The organism is Variovorax sp. RKNM96 (assembly GCF_017161115.1).
In the GTDB taxonomy this organism is placed as follows: domain Bacteria; phylum Pseudomonadota; class Gammaproteobacteria; order Burkholderiales; family Burkholderiaceae_C; genus Variovorax.
Genome location: NZ_CP046508.1, coordinates 5760319 through 5774705, shown reverse-complemented (window position 1 = coordinate 5774705; position 14387 = coordinate 5760319). Strand labels below are relative to the sequence as shown.

Below are 14387 nucleotides of genomic sequence, written 5' to 3'. Positions count from 1 at the left end.
CGCATGCGGACGGGCGGCCAACGCCTTGAGCTGACTCAAAAAATGACGCGACGAATCCATCACCTCGCGGGCGTACTGGCGGCAGCCGGCCTGTCGGGTTGCATCGTGTTGCCGCCGCCTGTGCTGCCCGGGCCGCCACCGGTGTTTCGCGGCGGGCCGCCGCCCTTTCCGATGTCCTTCGAGCATCGCGGGCCGCCGATGGCGGCATGGGATCTGTGCGAAGGCCAGCCCGAAGGTGCCCGGCCTGCGCTGCCGGGGCCGCGTGCGGATGCGCTGTCGGGCACCTGCGAGCGCGGGGCCTCGGGCGCGCTGGAATTCCGTGCGCCCGGGACGCGCTGAAGAAAGGTTGCACCCATGTACTCAGGCAACCTCGGCCTCGTCATCGCGGTGGGCATTCTCTTCGGCCTGGCCGCCGTGGTCGCGATGATGGGCTCGCTGATGATCGCGAACATGCGGGCCAGTGCAAGGGCTCGCGATGCGGCGGAACTGGCGAGAAACGATGCGCGGCAGAAGATGCTGGCGAGCAGCGTGCAGGACCTGCGGCCGTTGCTCGACGGAACGCCGGACGTTGCAGGCATTCGCTTCGACATCCAGCTTCCGTCCGAAGCCGTGCACATCTTCGCCATCCAGGCGGAGCTGTGCGAACTGCTGGCCAAGGTCGCGGCGCACGCGGCGAGCGTGATGGCGGCCGGTGCGACGCTGCAGGTTTCCGCGCGCGTGGAACGCGGGCATGCCGTCGTGCATTGGCGCGATCTCGATGCAGACGATGTGCGGCCACCGCTCGCGCGCTTCTTCGATGCACTCGATGCCGCTTCGCAGGCCAGCGCACGGGTGTGCGAGCGCATCGCCAGCAATCACGGCGGCCGCATCTACTCGGCGCCGCATGCCGATGGCGCACTGGGCCTGACGCTGCGGCTGCCGTTGCACGGGTACGCCGCGGCACGCTGAAGAAAGCGGGCTGGCGGCACCGTGGAACTCCGCGGCATACTCGCGGTCCCACGGTGCCGCCGCTTTTCCTTCCGATGCCGAACGTGCGAATTTCAGTCCCCTCGTCCTTTGTCCGTGTGCTCGCCGCGAGCGCGATTTTTCTCGTTGCCGGTGTGCTGCATGCGCAGGCCTTGCCGCCGGGCGTGCGGCTCGGCATGACGGTCGATGAGTTGCAGGCTGCATTGCCTGCGGCCGAACGCGTGCAGCGTCCGCAGCGGCTGACCGGTGGCCTGCTCGGAAGCTGGCGTGCGGCGCCTGTCGAGATGGCGGGGTTGATGTTCGAGCCGACCTTCTTCTTTGCGGCTTCGGAATTGCGGCGCGTCGAATACGTGGCCACTGCGCAGGCGGCGGCCGACAACGGCGCCTCCGCATTCGGGCAGCTCGTGCAATGGGGACGCGGCGTGTTCGGCAACGAACTCGCGTCGCGCGATCCGGGCAGCGCCTATGCCGCCTGGACGAGCGGCGATACCGATGTCTACGTGCAGCAGGTGAGCGACCCGCGCCGCGCGAGCGTGCGCCTCGTCTACAAGGCGCGGCAGCTGCGGGACGGCAGCGAACTCTGAGCCCTGAAAGCGCCTGTCAGCCTTCGGTGAGCATGCCGCGCTGCTCGATGAAGGCCACCACCTCGGCCACGCCCGTGTGGGTCTTGAGGTTCGTCATCACGTAAGGCCGCTGGCGGCGCATGCGCTGCGTGTCCTGCTCCATCACTTCGAGGCTTGCGCCCACGTAGGGCGCCAGGTCGATCTTGTTGATCACGAAGAGGTCGCTCTTGGTGATGCCGGGGCCGCCCTTGCGCGGGATCTTCTCGCCGGCCGCCACGTCGATCACGTAGATCGTGAGGTCCGACAGCTCGGGGCTGAAGGTGGCCGCGAGGTTGTCGCCGCCGGATTCGACGAACACCACGTCGGCATCCGGAAAGTCCTCGAGCATGCGGTCGATGGCCTCGAGGTTGATCGATGCGTCTTCGCGGATCGCGGTGTGCGGGCAGCCGCCGGTTTCCACGCCCATGATGCGTTCGGCGGGCAGCGCGCCGGCCACGGTGAGCAGGCGCTGGTCTTCCTTGGTGTAGATGTCGTTGGTGATCGCGACGAGGTCGTACTTGTCGCGCATCGCCTTGCAGAGCATTTCGAGCAGCGTGGTCTTGCCGGAGCCGACGGGGCCGCCGATGCCCACGCGCAGCGGGGGCAGTCTCTTGGTGCGGTGGGGGATGTGGTGCAAGGCGGAGGTCATGGGCGTTGTCCGGTTCGGTCAGCTTCGAAAGAGGCGGGAATATTGTGTTTCATGGCGGGCCGACAGCACGGCCAGAAGGGGCGCAAAGGCCTGGCGCTCGTCGTTGCCCAGCTTCATCGCACGGTCGACGGCCGCGGGGATTTCGTTCGCAAGGCGCGCGAGGATGCGCTGGCCTGCGCTCTGGCCGAGCGGCACGGCCTTGACGGCGGCGGCCACCATGTTCTCGGCCCAGCCGAAGGCGAAGGCCAGGCAACCGTCGTGCACCGTGGCGCCGGTGCGGCTGAGCGCGAAGGCGAAGGCCACGGGGTAGCTCGCGGGCAGGTCCTTGAAGACCTCGGCCGTGTCTGCATGGTGCAGCTTGAGCCACTCGACGAAGGAGCGGCCCATCTGCTCGGTCTGCAGGAAGAATTCGGCCGATTCGCGGGTGGCGAGGACCCATGCGTTGAGCTGGCGGATGCGCGCCGCGTCGTTCGCACGCCAGGCCGGGATGGCCTGCGCGACCAGCGCGAGGTCGCCGCGCGCGAAGCTCAGGTGCAACTGGTCGGCGAGCCATTCGGTGGCCTTGGTTTCGGAATCGACACCGGCCCACTCCACCGCCGCCTCGACGCCTTCGGAGTACGAGAAGCCGCCCACGGGCAAGGCCGGGGAGGCCAGCCAGATGAGCTGCAGGAGACTGTGGGCGCTGGGGGTGCCGGCCGGGTCGGGCATGTCAGTGGGAGTGGCCGTGGTGACCGTGGTCGTGACCGTGCGGATGGTCGGCATGGTCGTCGAGCAGTTCCGGCGCGAGCACGAGCGGCTTCGGGCCTTTGCTGGCGCCATGCGAATGACCGTGGTCGTGGTCATGGCCGTGATGGTCATGACTGCCGTGGCCGTGCTCGTGCGAACCATAGGCGCCGCCCTCGGGCTCGAAGGCTTCTTCCACCGCGACGACGATCAGGTGCATCGAGCGCAGCATGTCGGCCAGCACATGGTCGGGTTCTATCTTGAGGTGATCGGGCTTGAGCTCGATCGGCACATGCCGGTTGCCGAGGTGGTAGGCCGCGCGCGTCAGGTCGAACGGCGTGCCGTGGGCCGTGCAGTGCGTGATGCGAAGCACCGGCTGCGGCGCCGCGATGACGCGGATCAGCGAGCCGTCTTCGGCCACCAGCACGTCGCCGCCGCGCACCGCGGTGCCGCGCGGCAGGAAGATGCCGATCTGCCGGCCTTGCGAGTCGGTGGCGTCGAAGCGGCTTTTTTGACGGACGTCCCAGTCGAGCTCGATGGTGGCGGCGCGCTTGAGCAGCACGGGCGCGAGGCCCCGGCCCTGCGGCATGAGTTTGTTGGCGGTGAGCATGTTGCGAAAAAGGAGCGCCCGGAGGCGCCCGCTGGCTGGATGAATACCTTCGAGGATACGCAGCCTGTCAAGCAGGCGCATGCCCTGGCTTCAGAACAGGAAATACCGCTGCGCCATCGGCAGCAGCTTCGCCGGCTCGCAGGTCAGCAGGTGCCCATCGGCGCGCACCGCGTAGGTCTGCGCATCGATTTCCATCTTCGGCGCATAGCCGTTGTGGATCAGGTCTTTCTTGCGCACGTTGCGGATGTTCTTCACCGCGCTGAGGTTCTTGCTGAGGCCGTAGCGCTCCTTGATGCCCGAGGCCAGCCCGGCCTGCGAGACGAAGGTCAGCGAGCTCTTCGCGAGCGAGCCGCCGTACGCGCCGAACATCGGGCGGAAATGCACCGGCTGCGGCGTGGGAATCGACGCGCTCGGATCGCCCATCGCCGCCATCGCGATCGTGCCGCCCTTGAGGATGGTGAAGGGCTTCACGCCGAAGAAGGCGGGCTTCCAGATCACGATGTCGGCCCACTTGCCGACTTCGAGCGAGCCGACCTCGTGCGCGATGCCGTGCGCGATCGCCGGGTTGATCGTGTACTTGGCGACGTAGCGCTTGGCGCGGAAGTTGTCGTTGCGCTCGCTGTCCTCGGGCAGCGTGCCGCGCTGCACCTTCATCTTGTGCGCGGTCTGCCAGGTGCGGATGATCACCTCGCCGACGCGGCCCATGGCCTGGCTGTCGGAGCTGAACATGCTGATCGCGCCCAGGTCGTGCAGCACGTCTTCGGCGGCGATGGTTTCCTTGCGGATGCGCGACTCGGCGAAGGCCAGGTCTTCGGCGATGCCGGCATCGAGGTGGTGGCACACCATGAGCATGTCGACGTGCTCGTCGAGCGTGTTCACGGTGTAGGGCATCGTGGGGTTGGTGGAGGAGGGCAGGAAGTTGGCCTCGCCCACCACGCGCAGGATGTCCGGTGCATGGCCGCCGCCCGCGCCTTCGGTGTGGAAGGCGCAGATGGCGCGGCCGCCCACGGCCGCGATGGTGTTCTCGACAAAGCCCGATTCGTTGAGCGTGTCGCTGTGGATCGCCACCTGCGTGTCGGTGGCGTCGGCCACGTCGAGGCAATTGCTGATCGCCGCGGGCGTGGTGCCCCAGTCTTCATGCAGCTTGAGGCCGATGACGCCGGCCTCGATCTGCTCGTGCAGCGCAGCCGGCAGGCTCGCATTGCCCTTGCCGAGGAAGCCCAGGTTCATCGGGAACGCATCGGCCGCCTGCAGCATGCGCTCGATGTGCCAGGGGCCGGGCGTGGCCGTGGTCGCGAAGGTGCCGGTGGCAGGGCCGGTGCCGCCGCCGAGCATGGTGGTCACGCCGGAAGACAGCGCCTCCTCGATCTGCTGCGGGCAGATGAAGTGGATGTGGCTGTCGATGCCGCCCGCGGTGACGATGTTGCCTTCGCAGCTGATGATCTCGGTGCCGGGGCCGATGACGATGTCCACGCCCGGCTGCACGTCGGGGTTGCCGGCCTTGCCGATGGCGGCGATGCGGCCGTCCTTCAGGCCGATGTCGGCTTTCACGATGCCCCAGTGGTCGAGGATGAGCGCGTTGGTGAGCACGGTGTCGACAGCGCCTTGTGCGCGGGTGCGCTGCGATTGCGCCATGCCGTCGCGGATGGTCTTGCCGCCGCCGAACTTCACCTCTTCGCCGTAGCCGCCGGCGCGCAGCGTGTAGTCGGCCTCGACTTCGATCAGCAGTTCGGTGTCTGCGAGGCGGACCCGGTCGCCCACGGTGGGGCCAAAGATTTCTGCATAGGCGCGTCGCCCGATGGTGGCCATGTTTTAGAGCTTTCCTTGAACCAGGCCGCGAAAGCCGTAGACGATGCGATCGCCCGAGAAGTCAACCAGTTCTACCGTGCGCTGCTGACCGGGCTCGAAGCGCACCGCGGCACCGGAGGCGATGTTCAGCCGCATGCCGCGTGCGGCTTCGCGGTCGAAGCCGAGGGCGCCGTTGGTCTCGGCGAAGTGATAGTGCGAGCCGACCTGGATCGGCCGGTCGGCGGTGTTCTGCACCACCAGCGTGAGGGTGCGGCGGCCGGGGTTGAGCGTGTGGTCGCCGTTGTCGGTGAGGAGTTCGCCGGGGGTCATGGGGGCCTCAGATCGCCTGTGCCAGCAGCGTCGCGCCAAGTGCGACGACAGCGGCACCGGCCACGCGCGGCAGCCAGGCATTGGCATGGCGCAAGGCCCAGCCGAGGGCGATGCCTGCGAGGTGCAGCAGCACCGTCGCGCAGACCATGCCGGCCAGCGTGAGCGCCGCGCCTTCTTCGCTCGCGAGTTCGTAGCCGTGGGCCACGCCGTGGAAGACGGCGAACACGCCGACCACCGCCATCGCAACAGCCGCCGGCAGATGAATGCGCGTGACCACCAGCAGGCCCAGCACCAGCAGCGAGGCCGCGATCATCGGTTCGACGGCCGGCAGTTGAACGCCGCCCAGGCCCATCAGCGCGCCCACGAGCAGCATGCCGGCGAAGGCGAGCGGCGCCCACAGCAGGTCAGGCCAGGCGCGGCGCGCGGCCAAGGCGCTCCAGAAACCGACCGCGACCATGGCCGCGAGGTGATCCGCGCCGGTCAGCGGGTGCAGGAAACCGGTCGTGAAACCGTGGTGCAGGCCGCCATCGACGCCGGTGTGGGCGCTGGCCGCGAGCGGCAGCAGGAGGGCGAGCAGGGCGAGGGTCTTGGAAGTGCTTTGGCGCATGACAGTTCTTTTTTGAATGGGGTCAGACGATGGGTTGGTGGACGGTGACCAGCTTGGTGCCGTCCGGAAAGGTGGCTTCGACCTGGATGTCCGGGATCATCTCGGCGATGCCTTCCATCACGTCGGCGCGGGTCAGCACCGAGCGCCCGTCGCTCATGAGTTCGGCGACGCTCTTGCCGTCGCGGGCGCCTTCCATGACGGCGGCGGAGATCAGGGCGATGGCTTCGGGGTAGTTGAGCTTCAGGCCGCGGGCCTTGCGGCGTTCGGCCAGCAGCGCCGCGGTGAAGATCAGCAGCTTGTCTTTTTCGCGCGGGGTCAGTTCCATGGGAGCGGCATCGGGTGGCTGGGGGAAGAGTCGGCCATTATGGGCAAGCCTTCTTCTTTGCAACAGTCGTGCCCTGTTCGCCAAAAGTCGTACGGATGGCACGAAAGATGCACCGAAACGGTGTGAACCCCGATGCCACGACCACGACTCCGGACGACGCCCCCCAGCGCATCGTCAAGGTCCGGCGCGACTACAACAGCTGGGTCGCAAGCGAAACGCTCGAAGACTATGCGCTGCGCTACACGCCGCAGCGCTTTCGCAAGTGGTCCGAATGGCGGGTGGCCAACACGGCCTTCGGGGCCGCATCGTTCCTCATCCTCGAGGCGGTGGGCGCCACGCTGCTGGTGCAGTACGGCTTCGCCAATGCCTTCTGGGCGATCCTGGTCACCGGGCTCATCATCTTCCTGGCGGGGTTGCCGATCAGCGTGTATGCGGCGCGCTACGGCATCGACATGGACCTGCTTACCCGGGGCGCCGGCTTCGGCTACATCGGCTCCACGCTCACCTCGCTGATCTACGCGAGCTTCACCTTCATCTTCTTCGCGCTCGAGGCGGCCGTGATGGCCTATGCGCTGGAACTGGCGCTGGGCATCCCGCCGGTCTGGGGCTACCTGGTGTGCGCGCTGGTGGTCATTCCGCTGGTCACGCACGGGGTGTCGGCCATCAGCCGGCTGCAGCTTTGGACGCAGCCGCTCTGGCTGCTGATGCTGGTGGTGCCCTTTGTGTTCGTGCTCGTGCGCGATCCTGGTGCGTTTGCTGGCATCGTGCACTACAACGGGGTTAAGGCCGGCACCAAGGGTTTCGATCTGCACCTGTTTGGCGCTGCCTTGACGGTCGGGATCGCGCTGATCACCCAGATGGGGGAGCAGGCCGACTACCTGCGTTTCATGCCCGCGCGCACCGCGACCACGCGTGGGCGCTGGTGGTCCGGCGTGCTGGCGGGCGGGCCGGGCTGGGTGGTGCTGGGCGTGCTCAAGATGCTGGGCGGGGCGCTGCTGGCCTACCTGGCCATCACGCACATGGTGCCGGTGGAGCGCGCGGTCGATCCGAACCAGATGTACCTCGCGGCCTACGAGTACGTCTTTCCGAACTACGGCTGGGCGGTGGCCGCGACGGCGCTGTTCGTGGTGATCTCGCAGCTCAAGATCAACGTCACCAACGCCTACGCCGGCTCGCTGGCGTGGAGCAATTTCTTCTCGCGCGTGGCGCACAGCCATCCGGGGCGGGTGGTGTGGGTGGTGTTCAACGCGCTCATCGCCTTCATGCTGATGGAGATGAACGTGTTCGAGGCGCTGGGCGATGTGCTCGGGCTCTTCGCCAACATCGCCATCGCCTGGATGATGTCGGTGGTGGCCGACCTGGTCATCAACAAGCCGCTGGGGCTTTCGCCGCCGGGCATCGAGTTCAAGCGCGCGCACCTGTGGGACATCAACCCCGTGGGCGTGGGCGCGATGGCGCTGGCCTCGGTGCTGTCGATCACCGCGCACCTGGGCGTGTTCGGGCCGCTGGCGCAGGCGTTCTCGGCGCTGATCGCGCTGGGCACCGCGCTCGTCGCCTCGCCGCTGCTGGCGTGGGCGACCGGTGGCAAGTACTACCTGGCGCGGGCATCGGATGCGACCGGCGCGGTGCCCTTTTCGCCGGCGGCGGGTGGGCGCGCAGTGCGCTGGGCGAAGGTCGAATCGGACGAAAGCGGCAGCTACCAGCGCCTGAAAGTGCAGCACTGCGTGATCTGCGAGCGCGAGTACGAAGGGCCGGACATGGCGCATTGCCCCGCGTACCAGGGCGCGATCTGCTCGCTGTGCTGCACGCTCGACGCGCGCTGCGGCGACCTGTGCAAGCCGCATGCGAGCCTGTCGTCGCAATGGTCGGCCGTGCTGCGCTGGCTGCTGCCGCGCCGCAGCTGGCGCTACCTGGACACGGGCCTGGGGCACTTCCTGCTGCTGATGCTGATCATCGTGCCGCTGCTGGCGGTGGTGTTCGGCGTGCTCTACCAGCAGGAACTGCGGGCGCTCGCCGAAAGCGCGGTCGAGCTTGCAACGCAGGCCGGGGTGTCCGAAGCATGGGCGGGCGTGCAGCAGTCGGCGCTGCGCTCGGGGTTTCTCAAGGCGTACATGGCGCTGCTGGTCATCGCGGGCATCGTGGCGTGGTGGCTGGTGCTCGCGCACCAGAGCCGCAAGGTCGCGCAGGAAGAATCCAACCGCCAGACCCACTTGCTGGTGCGAGAGATCGAATTGCACCGCGAAACCGACCGCGCCTTGCAGGCCGCCAAACAGACGGCGGAAGAAGCACGCGCCGTCGCCGAGCAGGCCCAGCGCGCCGCCGACCAGGCCAACCAGGCCAAGAGCCGCTACATCAGCGCCATCAGCCACGAGCTGCGCACGCCGCTCAACAGCATCCTGGGCTATGCACAGCTGATGGGCGAAGACCACTCGGTGCCGCCGCACCGCCAGCAGGCGGTGGCGGTCATCAAGCGCGGCGGCGAGCATCTGCTTTCGCTCATCGAGGGCACGCTGGCCATCGCGCACATCGAGGCCGGCAAGCTCACGCTGCATGCGCGGCCGATGCGCTTTGCCGACACCATGCGCGAGCTCGCCGACATGTTCGAGCTGCAGGCGGCCGAGAAGGGGCTGCAGTTCCGCTTCGAGGCCGCAGGCGCCTTGCCCGAGGTGGTGCGCGCCGACGAGAAGCGCGTGGGCCAGATCCTCATCAACCTGCTGGGCAATGCGATCAAGTTCACCGCGGCGGGGCAGGTCACATTGCGGCTTGCATACGCGCGCGAGTTCGCGGCCATCGAGATCGAGGACACGGGCCCGGGCATGACGGCCGCGGACATCGAGCGCATCTTCGAGCCCTTCACACGCGGCAACGCAGTCGCCTCGTCGGCCCCGGGTGCCGGCCTGGGCCTCACCATCGCCAAGATGCTCACGGACTTGATGGGTGGCGAGATGAAGGTGCAGAGCACGCCGGGCGTGGGCTCGCTGTTCTGCGTGCGGCTCTTCCTGCCGCGCGTGCACGACACCGCGGTGGGTGCGAGCCGGCCGGTGCCGGCGGCGCGCGCGCGCCGCGGCTATGAAGGCGCGCGCCGGCGCCTCCTGGTGGTCGACAACAAAGAGGCCGATCGCGACCTGCTCGACCATGTGCTCGCGCCGCTCGGCTTCGAACTCCGCACGGCCGCCAGCGGCCACGATGCGCTGGATCTGATCGCCGCCGGCTACCGGCCCGATGCGATGTTCGTCGACCTCGCGATGCCCGGCATCGACGGCTGGGAAACCATCCGTCGGGCGCGCAAGCTCGGCCTGACCGATGCGTCCGTCGCCATCGTCTCGGCCAACGCCTTCGACAAGGGCCTGGACAACGACGTGGCCATCGCACCCGAGGACTTCTTCGTGAAGCCGGTGCGCCACACCGAACTGCTCGACTGGCTCGAGCGCCGGCTCGGCCTCAAGTGGACCGACACCGCCGCCGCGTTGCCCCCACCCGCGGCGCCGAAGACGATGCAGCCGCCCTCGCGCGAGCGCCTCCGCGCACTCGACGAGGCGGTGAGCCTGGGCTACTTCCGCGGCATCATGAACCAGCTCGACGACATCGACACCGAACAGCCCGAGTGCATGGCCTGGACCGAGGCGCAGCGCGTGCTGGCGCGCCAGTTCCAGTTCGAAGCCATGAGCCGCGCGCTGGCCGAAGCAGTGAGTGCGCCATGACCTCGATCCCACCCGTCCCGATGGAACCGTCCCCCCTCGCCCGGGCGCTGCGCGACGAAGGCGTCAACAGCGATCTCGTGCTGATCGTCGATGACGTCCCCGACAACCTCGCGGTGTTGCACGACGCGCTCGATGAATCGGGCTACACCGTGCTCATCGCCACCAACGGCGAGCAGGCGCTGCAGCGCGCCGCGCAGGCGCGGCCCGACATCGTGCTGCTCGACGCGATGATGCCGGGCATCGACGGCTTCGAGGTGGCGCGCCGGCTCAAGGCCGATGCCGCCACCGCGCACATTCCCATCGTGTTCATGACGGGCCTGACCGAAACCGAGCACCTCGTGGCCGCGCTCGAAGCGGGCGGCGTCGACTACGTCACCAAGCCCATCAAGCCCAAGGAAGTGCTGGCGCGCATGAACGTGCACCTGCAGGGCGCGCGCCGCGCACGACAGGATGCGCGGCAGGCCGGCCAGGCGCGCAATGCGCTCGATGCCTTCGGCTACGCGAGCATCACCGTGCGGCTGCCCGAAGGCCGGCTGATCTGGCAGACGGCGCTCGCGCGCGACCTGCTGCATCGGTATTGCGAAACGCGCGCGCCGGAGACGCCGCCCGCAGTGCTCGAATGGCTGCTGCGCCACACGCCCGATGCGCGCCAGCGCGGCATCGAGCCGCCGGCGCTCTCGATCGTCCAGGGTGCGAGCAGCCTCACATTGCGCCTGCACCAGCAGACCGGCCACGACGACGACGGCGACGAGTGGATGATCATCATGCGCGAGGTGTCCGACACCGGTGTGATCGAAGCGATGAGCCTGAGCCTGAAGCTCACCGCGCGCGAGGCCGAGGTGCTGTACTGGGTGGTCAAGGGCAAGACCAACAAGGACATCGGCGAGATCCTCGGCAGCAGCCCGGCCACGGCCAAGAAGCACCTGGAGCGGGTGTATGTGAAGCTGGGGGTCGAGACGCGCACCGCAGCGGCCGGCGTGGCCATCAAGCGCATCCGCGAGCTGCAGCCCCAGTTCGAGATCTGAGTTCGTTGCGGCGCGTCACCGCGCCGACTTTCCGCCTCCCTAGAATGGTCCGAGGGCCTTGGGATGCGCGATGAAGAACAGGCAGAGAACAACAATCCGACGATCGAGCCGCGGCTGGCTGCTGATGGCTTCCTGCGCGCTGGCGAGTCTGGGCGCGCAGGCCGCAGGCCATTTCGACGTCGACGACGCGGGCACGCTCGATCCCGGCCAGTGCCAGTACGAGACCTGGTGGGGCCGCACCGGCGCGGAGCCGGTCACTGGCTTTCACTTCGGGCCGTCGTGCCGCGTGGGGCCCGTCGAGCTGGGGTTGAACGTCGACCGGCTCTCGGTGCAGGGCGTTCACTCGATCACCGCCGGTCCGCAGCTCAAATGGAACTTCCTGGGGCAAGCCGGAGACGCGCCGCTCAGCGCGGCCGTGTCGATGGGCTCCGTGTCCGACCTGCGGCGCGGCGGCCGCATGGGCGGGCAGTTCGTCGTGCCGGTGACCTGGCGGCCGACCGGCAGCCTGCAGGTCCATGCGAACCTCGGCGCCGACTGGGCGCTCGGCACCGGCGTGCGTACGCCACGCGGTGGCCTGGCTGCCGAGTGGGCCTTGACCGATGTCGTGTCGCTGATCGCCGAGCGCAATCGCGCCTCGGGTGCTTGGACCTCGCGCGTGGGCGGCCGCTTCAGCCTCACGCCGCTGATCAGCGTGGACATCAGCGCCTCGCGCACCCGGCCGGTGGGCGGGCGGGGCGTGACCGGCTTCGTGGTCGGGCTGAACCACGAGTTCACCTGGAAGTGACTCGGCGCGCCTAGCGCAGATAGCGCTGAATGCGCTTCTCGTCCTCCGCCAGCTGCAGGCGCATGAGCGAGAGAAAGTCGCGCGCCGTCGCCGAGAGCACCTTGCCGGCCGGCAGGGCCAGGATGCAGGTGAAGTGCACGTCGATCGACAGCCGGCGCACCACCAGCCCGCGCTCCGCGTAGTCGAGCGCGGTGATCGGATTGACCAGCCCCACACCCAGGCCGCGCAGCGCCATCTCGCACACGCTGGCCGCATAGGGCGTCTGCACCAGCACGCGCAGCGCCACGCCGTAGGGCGCGAGCGCCGCCTCGAGCCGCTGGTGCGAAGGGTCCTCGGGGTTGAGCGCGAGAAAGGGCGCTTCCGCCAGCTGCTCGGGCTTGATGGTCTTGAAGCGCGCGAGCGCATGGCCCTCGGGCATCACCACCACGCCGGGAAAGCGCGAGAAGGTCGAGTGGTCGATACCTTCGAGCGAGAGCTCGTCTGCCATGAGCCCGAAGTCGGAGATGCCCATCGCCACCCGGTCGCGCACATCCTTGGAGCTGAGCACCTGCAGCGACACCTGCGGCCAGGGGCTCGCGCCGCGGTGCGCCTTCAGACGGGCGAGGGCGCGGGGCATGAAGCCCAGGCCGTAGGCGGGAAAGCAACTGAGTTCCAGCTGCGTGAGGCCGAAGTCGCGCAGGCTGCGCACGCGATGCTCGATGGCGTCCATGCCGATGAACACGCGCTCCACCTCGATCCACAGCGCGCGCGCCTCGGGCGTGGGCACCAGCCGCCCGCCCGTGCGCTGGAAGAGCAGCATGCCCGCCTGCGCTTCGAGCCGCTTGAGAGACTGGCTGATGGCAGGCTGCGTCACATGCAGCAAGGCGGCTGCCTTGCGGGTGGAGCTGCCGCGCATCAGGGCCCGGAACGTCTCGATTTCGGTGAATCGCATCGATGACCACCGATAAGTTTATTTATCGATTGAGTATCTGGAGGTGCGTAATTTTATTTCCGAATGCATAAGATTTGGGCACAACTTCCAACCCGCCCTCCCCGTGACGCCCTCGCCAGTTCTGGACTTCAAGTTCGCCGCCTTGCCCGCGGACCCCTCGGCCCATCATTCGGCGAACGCCACGCCCTCCGCCCTGGCCCGGGCGCTCAAGCCGGTGCGCAATCCGCGCCTTCGGGGGTTGCAGTGCCTGCGCTGCGATGCGCTCTACCCGGTCACGCTGACGCACGACGGCTGCCCCGCCTGCAAGAAGGCGGGCTTTCACGTCGCGCTGCGCGCCAGCTACCTGCCCGACCTGGCGGCGGACAGCCCCGATGCGATTCCCATGCCCTATGCGCCGGGCTTCACCCTCGGCGAGGGCCACACGCCGATGCAGGAGATGCCGGAGCTGGCCCGGCATTTCGACGTCGCGCGGCTCGGCCTCAAGGACGAATCGAGCAACCCCACCGGCTCCCACAAGGACCGGATGACAGCAGTGGGCGTGGCGCAGGCGCTGGATTTCGGCGCTCACACGCTGGTGCTCGCGTCGTCGGGCAACGCGGCGGTGTCGGCGGCGCACTACGCATGGGCCGCGGGCCTGCGCTGCGAGGTGGCCACTTACGAGGGCATGCCGGCTACCTATGCACGGCAGCTCGATGCACTGGGCGCGCGGCGCTATGTGTTCGCAGACAACGCCGGCCGCTGGGCGTTTGTGCGCGAGCGCTCGCAATACCCCGGCTACTTCGCGCTGACCAACTACCGCCTGCCCGCGCTCGGCAGCGCGCCGCTGGCCATCGAGGGCTACAAGACCATCGCCCCCGAATGCGTGGCCGATGCGGGCGTGCCGGACCACATCGTGATTCCCACCGCGCGCGGCGATCTGGCCTGGGGCATCTACGCAGGCTTTCGCGACCTGCTGGCGGCGGGGCGCATTCCGCGCCTGCCGCGGCTCTGGCTGGTGGAGCCGTTCCCGCGCCTGTCGCGCGTGTTCGCGGGCGGCGCGATCAACGGCAGCTACCCCGGCCACACCGCGCAGTTCTCGACGGCGGGCGCCACCGTGACCTACCTGCAGTGGCAGGCCGCCTCGGCCACCGGCGGCGGCGCGGTGGTGGTGAGCGACGACGAAGCGCGTGCGGCGCGGCGGCTTCTCACCGCCGCGGGCGTGAGCGCCGAACTGTGCGCGGCCGGCGGCCTGGCCGCGTTGCGGCAGTTGCGCGAGACCGGTGCCATCGCCGCCGATGCGCACGTGGTGCTGATGCTCACGGCCAACGCGTCGAGCGATCCAAGCTGGCCCGATCCGGCCGTCTGAC

The 14387-nt window shown here is 68.6% G+C and carries 15 protein-coding genes; 7 read left to right on the top strand and 8 right to left on the bottom strand.

All coding sequences use genetic code 11. The features are described 5' to 3' along the window. Positions 1–42: 42 nt before the first annotated feature. From GNX71_RS26815 to GNX71_RS26805, 3 genes are all read left to right on the top strand, one after another. On the top strand, positions 43–339 hold the full coding sequence (locus GNX71_RS26815; protein ID WP_206175232.1) for a hypothetical protein: 297 nt from the start codon (positions 43–45) through the stop codon (positions 337–339). A 15-nt stretch (positions 340–354) separates the two neighbouring features. Beyond that, on the top strand, positions 355–948 hold the full coding sequence (locus GNX71_RS26810) for an ATP-binding protein (RefSeq protein WP_206175231.1): 594 nt from the start codon (positions 355–357) through the stop codon (positions 946–948). Positions 949–1022: 74 nt separating this feature from the next. Then, positions 1023–1550: a hypothetical protein gene (locus GNX71_RS26805; protein WP_206175230.1), complete on the top strand. Its 528-nt coding sequence runs from the start codon at positions 1023–1025 to the stop codon at positions 1548–1550. Positions 1551–1566: 16 nt separating this feature from the next. On the opposite strand, the gene ureG is transcribed toward GNX71_RS26805, so the two are convergent. From ureG to GNX71_RS26770, 7 genes are all read right to left on the bottom strand, one after another. Continuing rightward, positions 1567–2217, bottom strand: a complete 651-nt coding sequence (ureG, locus tag GNX71_RS26800) for an urease accessory protein UreG (RefSeq protein ID WP_013543232.1) — start codon at positions 2215–2217, stop codon at positions 1567–1569. 18 nt (positions 2218–2235) lie between these two features. Continuing rightward, positions 2236–2925 (bottom strand): urease accessory UreF family protein, encoded by a 690-nt coding sequence (locus GNX71_RS26795; RefSeq protein WP_206179706.1) that lies wholly within the window; start codon positions 2923–2925, stop codon positions 2236–2238. Position 2926: 1 nt separating this feature from the next. Then, the gene (gene ureE, locus GNX71_RS26790; protein WP_206175229.1) at positions 2927–3550 is read right to left on the bottom strand and encodes an urease accessory protein UreE; all 624 of its coding nucleotides are present in this window, start codon (positions 3548–3550) and stop codon (positions 2927–2929) included. Between the two features lie 90 nt (positions 3551–3640). Further along, complete coding sequence (ureC, locus tag GNX71_RS26785) at positions 3641–5359, bottom strand: urease subunit alpha (protein WP_206175228.1); 1719 nt, start codon at positions 5357–5359, stop codon at positions 3641–3643. Between the two features lie 3 nt (positions 5360–5362). Beyond that, a complete protein-coding gene (locus GNX71_RS26780; protein WP_206175227.1) occupies positions 5363–5668 on the bottom strand; it encodes an urease subunit beta in 306 nt (101 codons plus the stop codon). A gap of 7 nt (positions 5669–5675) precedes the next feature. Further along, complete coding sequence (locus GNX71_RS26775) at positions 5676–6275, bottom strand: HupE/UreJ family protein (RefSeq protein ID WP_206175226.1); 600 nt, start codon at positions 6273–6275, stop codon at positions 5676–5678. 22 nt (positions 6276–6297) lie between these two features. Beyond that, a complete protein-coding gene (locus GNX71_RS26770) occupies positions 6298–6600 on the bottom strand; it encodes an urease subunit gamma (protein WP_206175225.1) in 303 nt (100 codons plus the stop codon). Positions 6601–6707: 107 nt separating this feature from the next. On the opposite strand from GNX71_RS26770, the gene GNX71_RS26765 reads away from it, so the two are divergent. The 3 genes from GNX71_RS26765 to GNX71_RS26755 all read left to right on the top strand — a co-directional run bounded on the left by GNX71_RS26765 (position 6708) and on the right by GNX71_RS26755 (position 12110). Continuing rightward, a complete protein-coding gene (locus GNX71_RS26765) occupies positions 6708–10301 on the top strand; it encodes an ATP-binding protein (RefSeq protein WP_206175224.1) in 3594 nt (1197 codons plus the stop codon). A 20-nt stretch (positions 10302–10321) separates the two neighbouring features. Continuing rightward, a complete protein-coding gene (locus GNX71_RS26760) occupies positions 10322–11326 on the top strand; it encodes a response regulator transcription factor (RefSeq protein WP_206175223.1) in 1005 nt (334 codons plus the stop codon). Between the two features lie 124 nt (positions 11327–11450). Further along, complete coding sequence (locus tag GNX71_RS26755; protein ID WP_206175222.1) at positions 11451–12110, top strand: hypothetical protein; 660 nt, start codon at positions 11451–11453, stop codon at positions 12108–12110. Positions 12111–12120: 10 nt separating this feature from the next. Here GNX71_RS26755 and GNX71_RS26750 read toward each other — a convergent pair whose 3' ends face one another. Then, complete coding sequence (locus tag GNX71_RS26750) at positions 12121–13041, bottom strand: LysR substrate-binding domain-containing protein (protein WP_206175221.1); 921 nt, start codon at positions 13039–13041, stop codon at positions 12121–12123. A gap of 103 nt (positions 13042–13144) precedes the next feature. Between GNX71_RS26750 and GNX71_RS26745 the strand changes: the two genes are divergently transcribed. After that, positions 13145–14386 (top strand): pyridoxal-phosphate dependent enzyme, encoded by a 1242-nt coding sequence (locus GNX71_RS26745; protein WP_206175220.1) that lies wholly within the window; start codon positions 13145–13147, stop codon positions 14384–14386. The last annotated feature ends 1 nt before the right edge of the window (position 14387 follow it).

Bases quoted from the DNA above. Each gene is read 5' to 3' on its own strand.
- ureG (WP_013543232.1), bottom strand. From the start codon at position 2,217: ATGACCTCCGCCTTGCACCACATCCCCCACCGCACCAAGAGACTGCCC.
- GNX71_RS26760 (WP_206175223.1), top strand. From the start codon at position 10,322: ATGGAACCGTCCCCCCTCGCCCGGGCGCTGCGCGACGAAGGCGTCAAC.
- GNX71_RS26780 (WP_206175227.1), bottom strand. From the start codon at position 5,668: ATGACCCCCGGCGAACTCCTCACCGACAACGGCGACCACACGCTCAAC.
- GNX71_RS26795 (WP_206179706.1), bottom strand. From the start codon at position 2,925: ATGCCCGACCCGGCCGGCACCCCCAGCGCCCACAGTCTCCTGCAGCTC.
- ureE (WP_206175229.1), bottom strand. From the start codon at position 3,550: ATGCTCACCGCCAACAAACTCATGCCGCAGGGCCGGGGCCTCGCGCCC.
- GNX71_RS26815 (WP_206175232.1), top strand. From the start codon at position 43: ATGACGCGACGAATCCATCACCTCGCGGGCGTACTGGCGGCAGCCGGC.
- GNX71_RS26755 (WP_206175222.1), top strand. From the start codon at position 11,451: ATGGCTTCCTGCGCGCTGGCGAGTCTGGGCGCGCAGGCCGCAGGCCAT.
- GNX71_RS26805 (WP_206175230.1), top strand. From the start codon at position 1,023: ATGCCGAACGTGCGAATTTCAGTCCCCTCGTCCTTTGTCCGTGTGCTC.
- ureC (WP_206175228.1), bottom strand. From the start codon at position 5,359: ATGGCCACCATCGGGCGACGCGCCTATGCAGAAATCTTTGGCCCCACC.
- GNX71_RS26775 (WP_206175226.1), bottom strand. From the start codon at position 6,275: ATGCGCCAAAGCACTTCCAAGACCCTCGCCCTGCTCGCCCTCCTGCTG.
- GNX71_RS26810 (WP_206175231.1), top strand. From the start codon at position 355: ATGTACTCAGGCAACCTCGGCCTCGTCATCGCGGTGGGCATTCTCTTC.
- GNX71_RS26750 (WP_206175221.1), bottom strand. From the start codon at position 13,041: ATGCGATTCACCGAAATCGAGACGTTCCGGGCCCTGATGCGCGGCAGC.
- GNX71_RS26770 (WP_206175225.1), bottom strand. From the start codon at position 6,600: ATGGAACTGACCCCGCGCGAAAAAGACAAGCTGCTGATCTTCACCGCG.
- GNX71_RS26765 (WP_206175224.1), top strand. From the start codon at position 6,708: ATGCACCGAAACGGTGTGAACCCCGATGCCACGACCACGACTCCGGAC.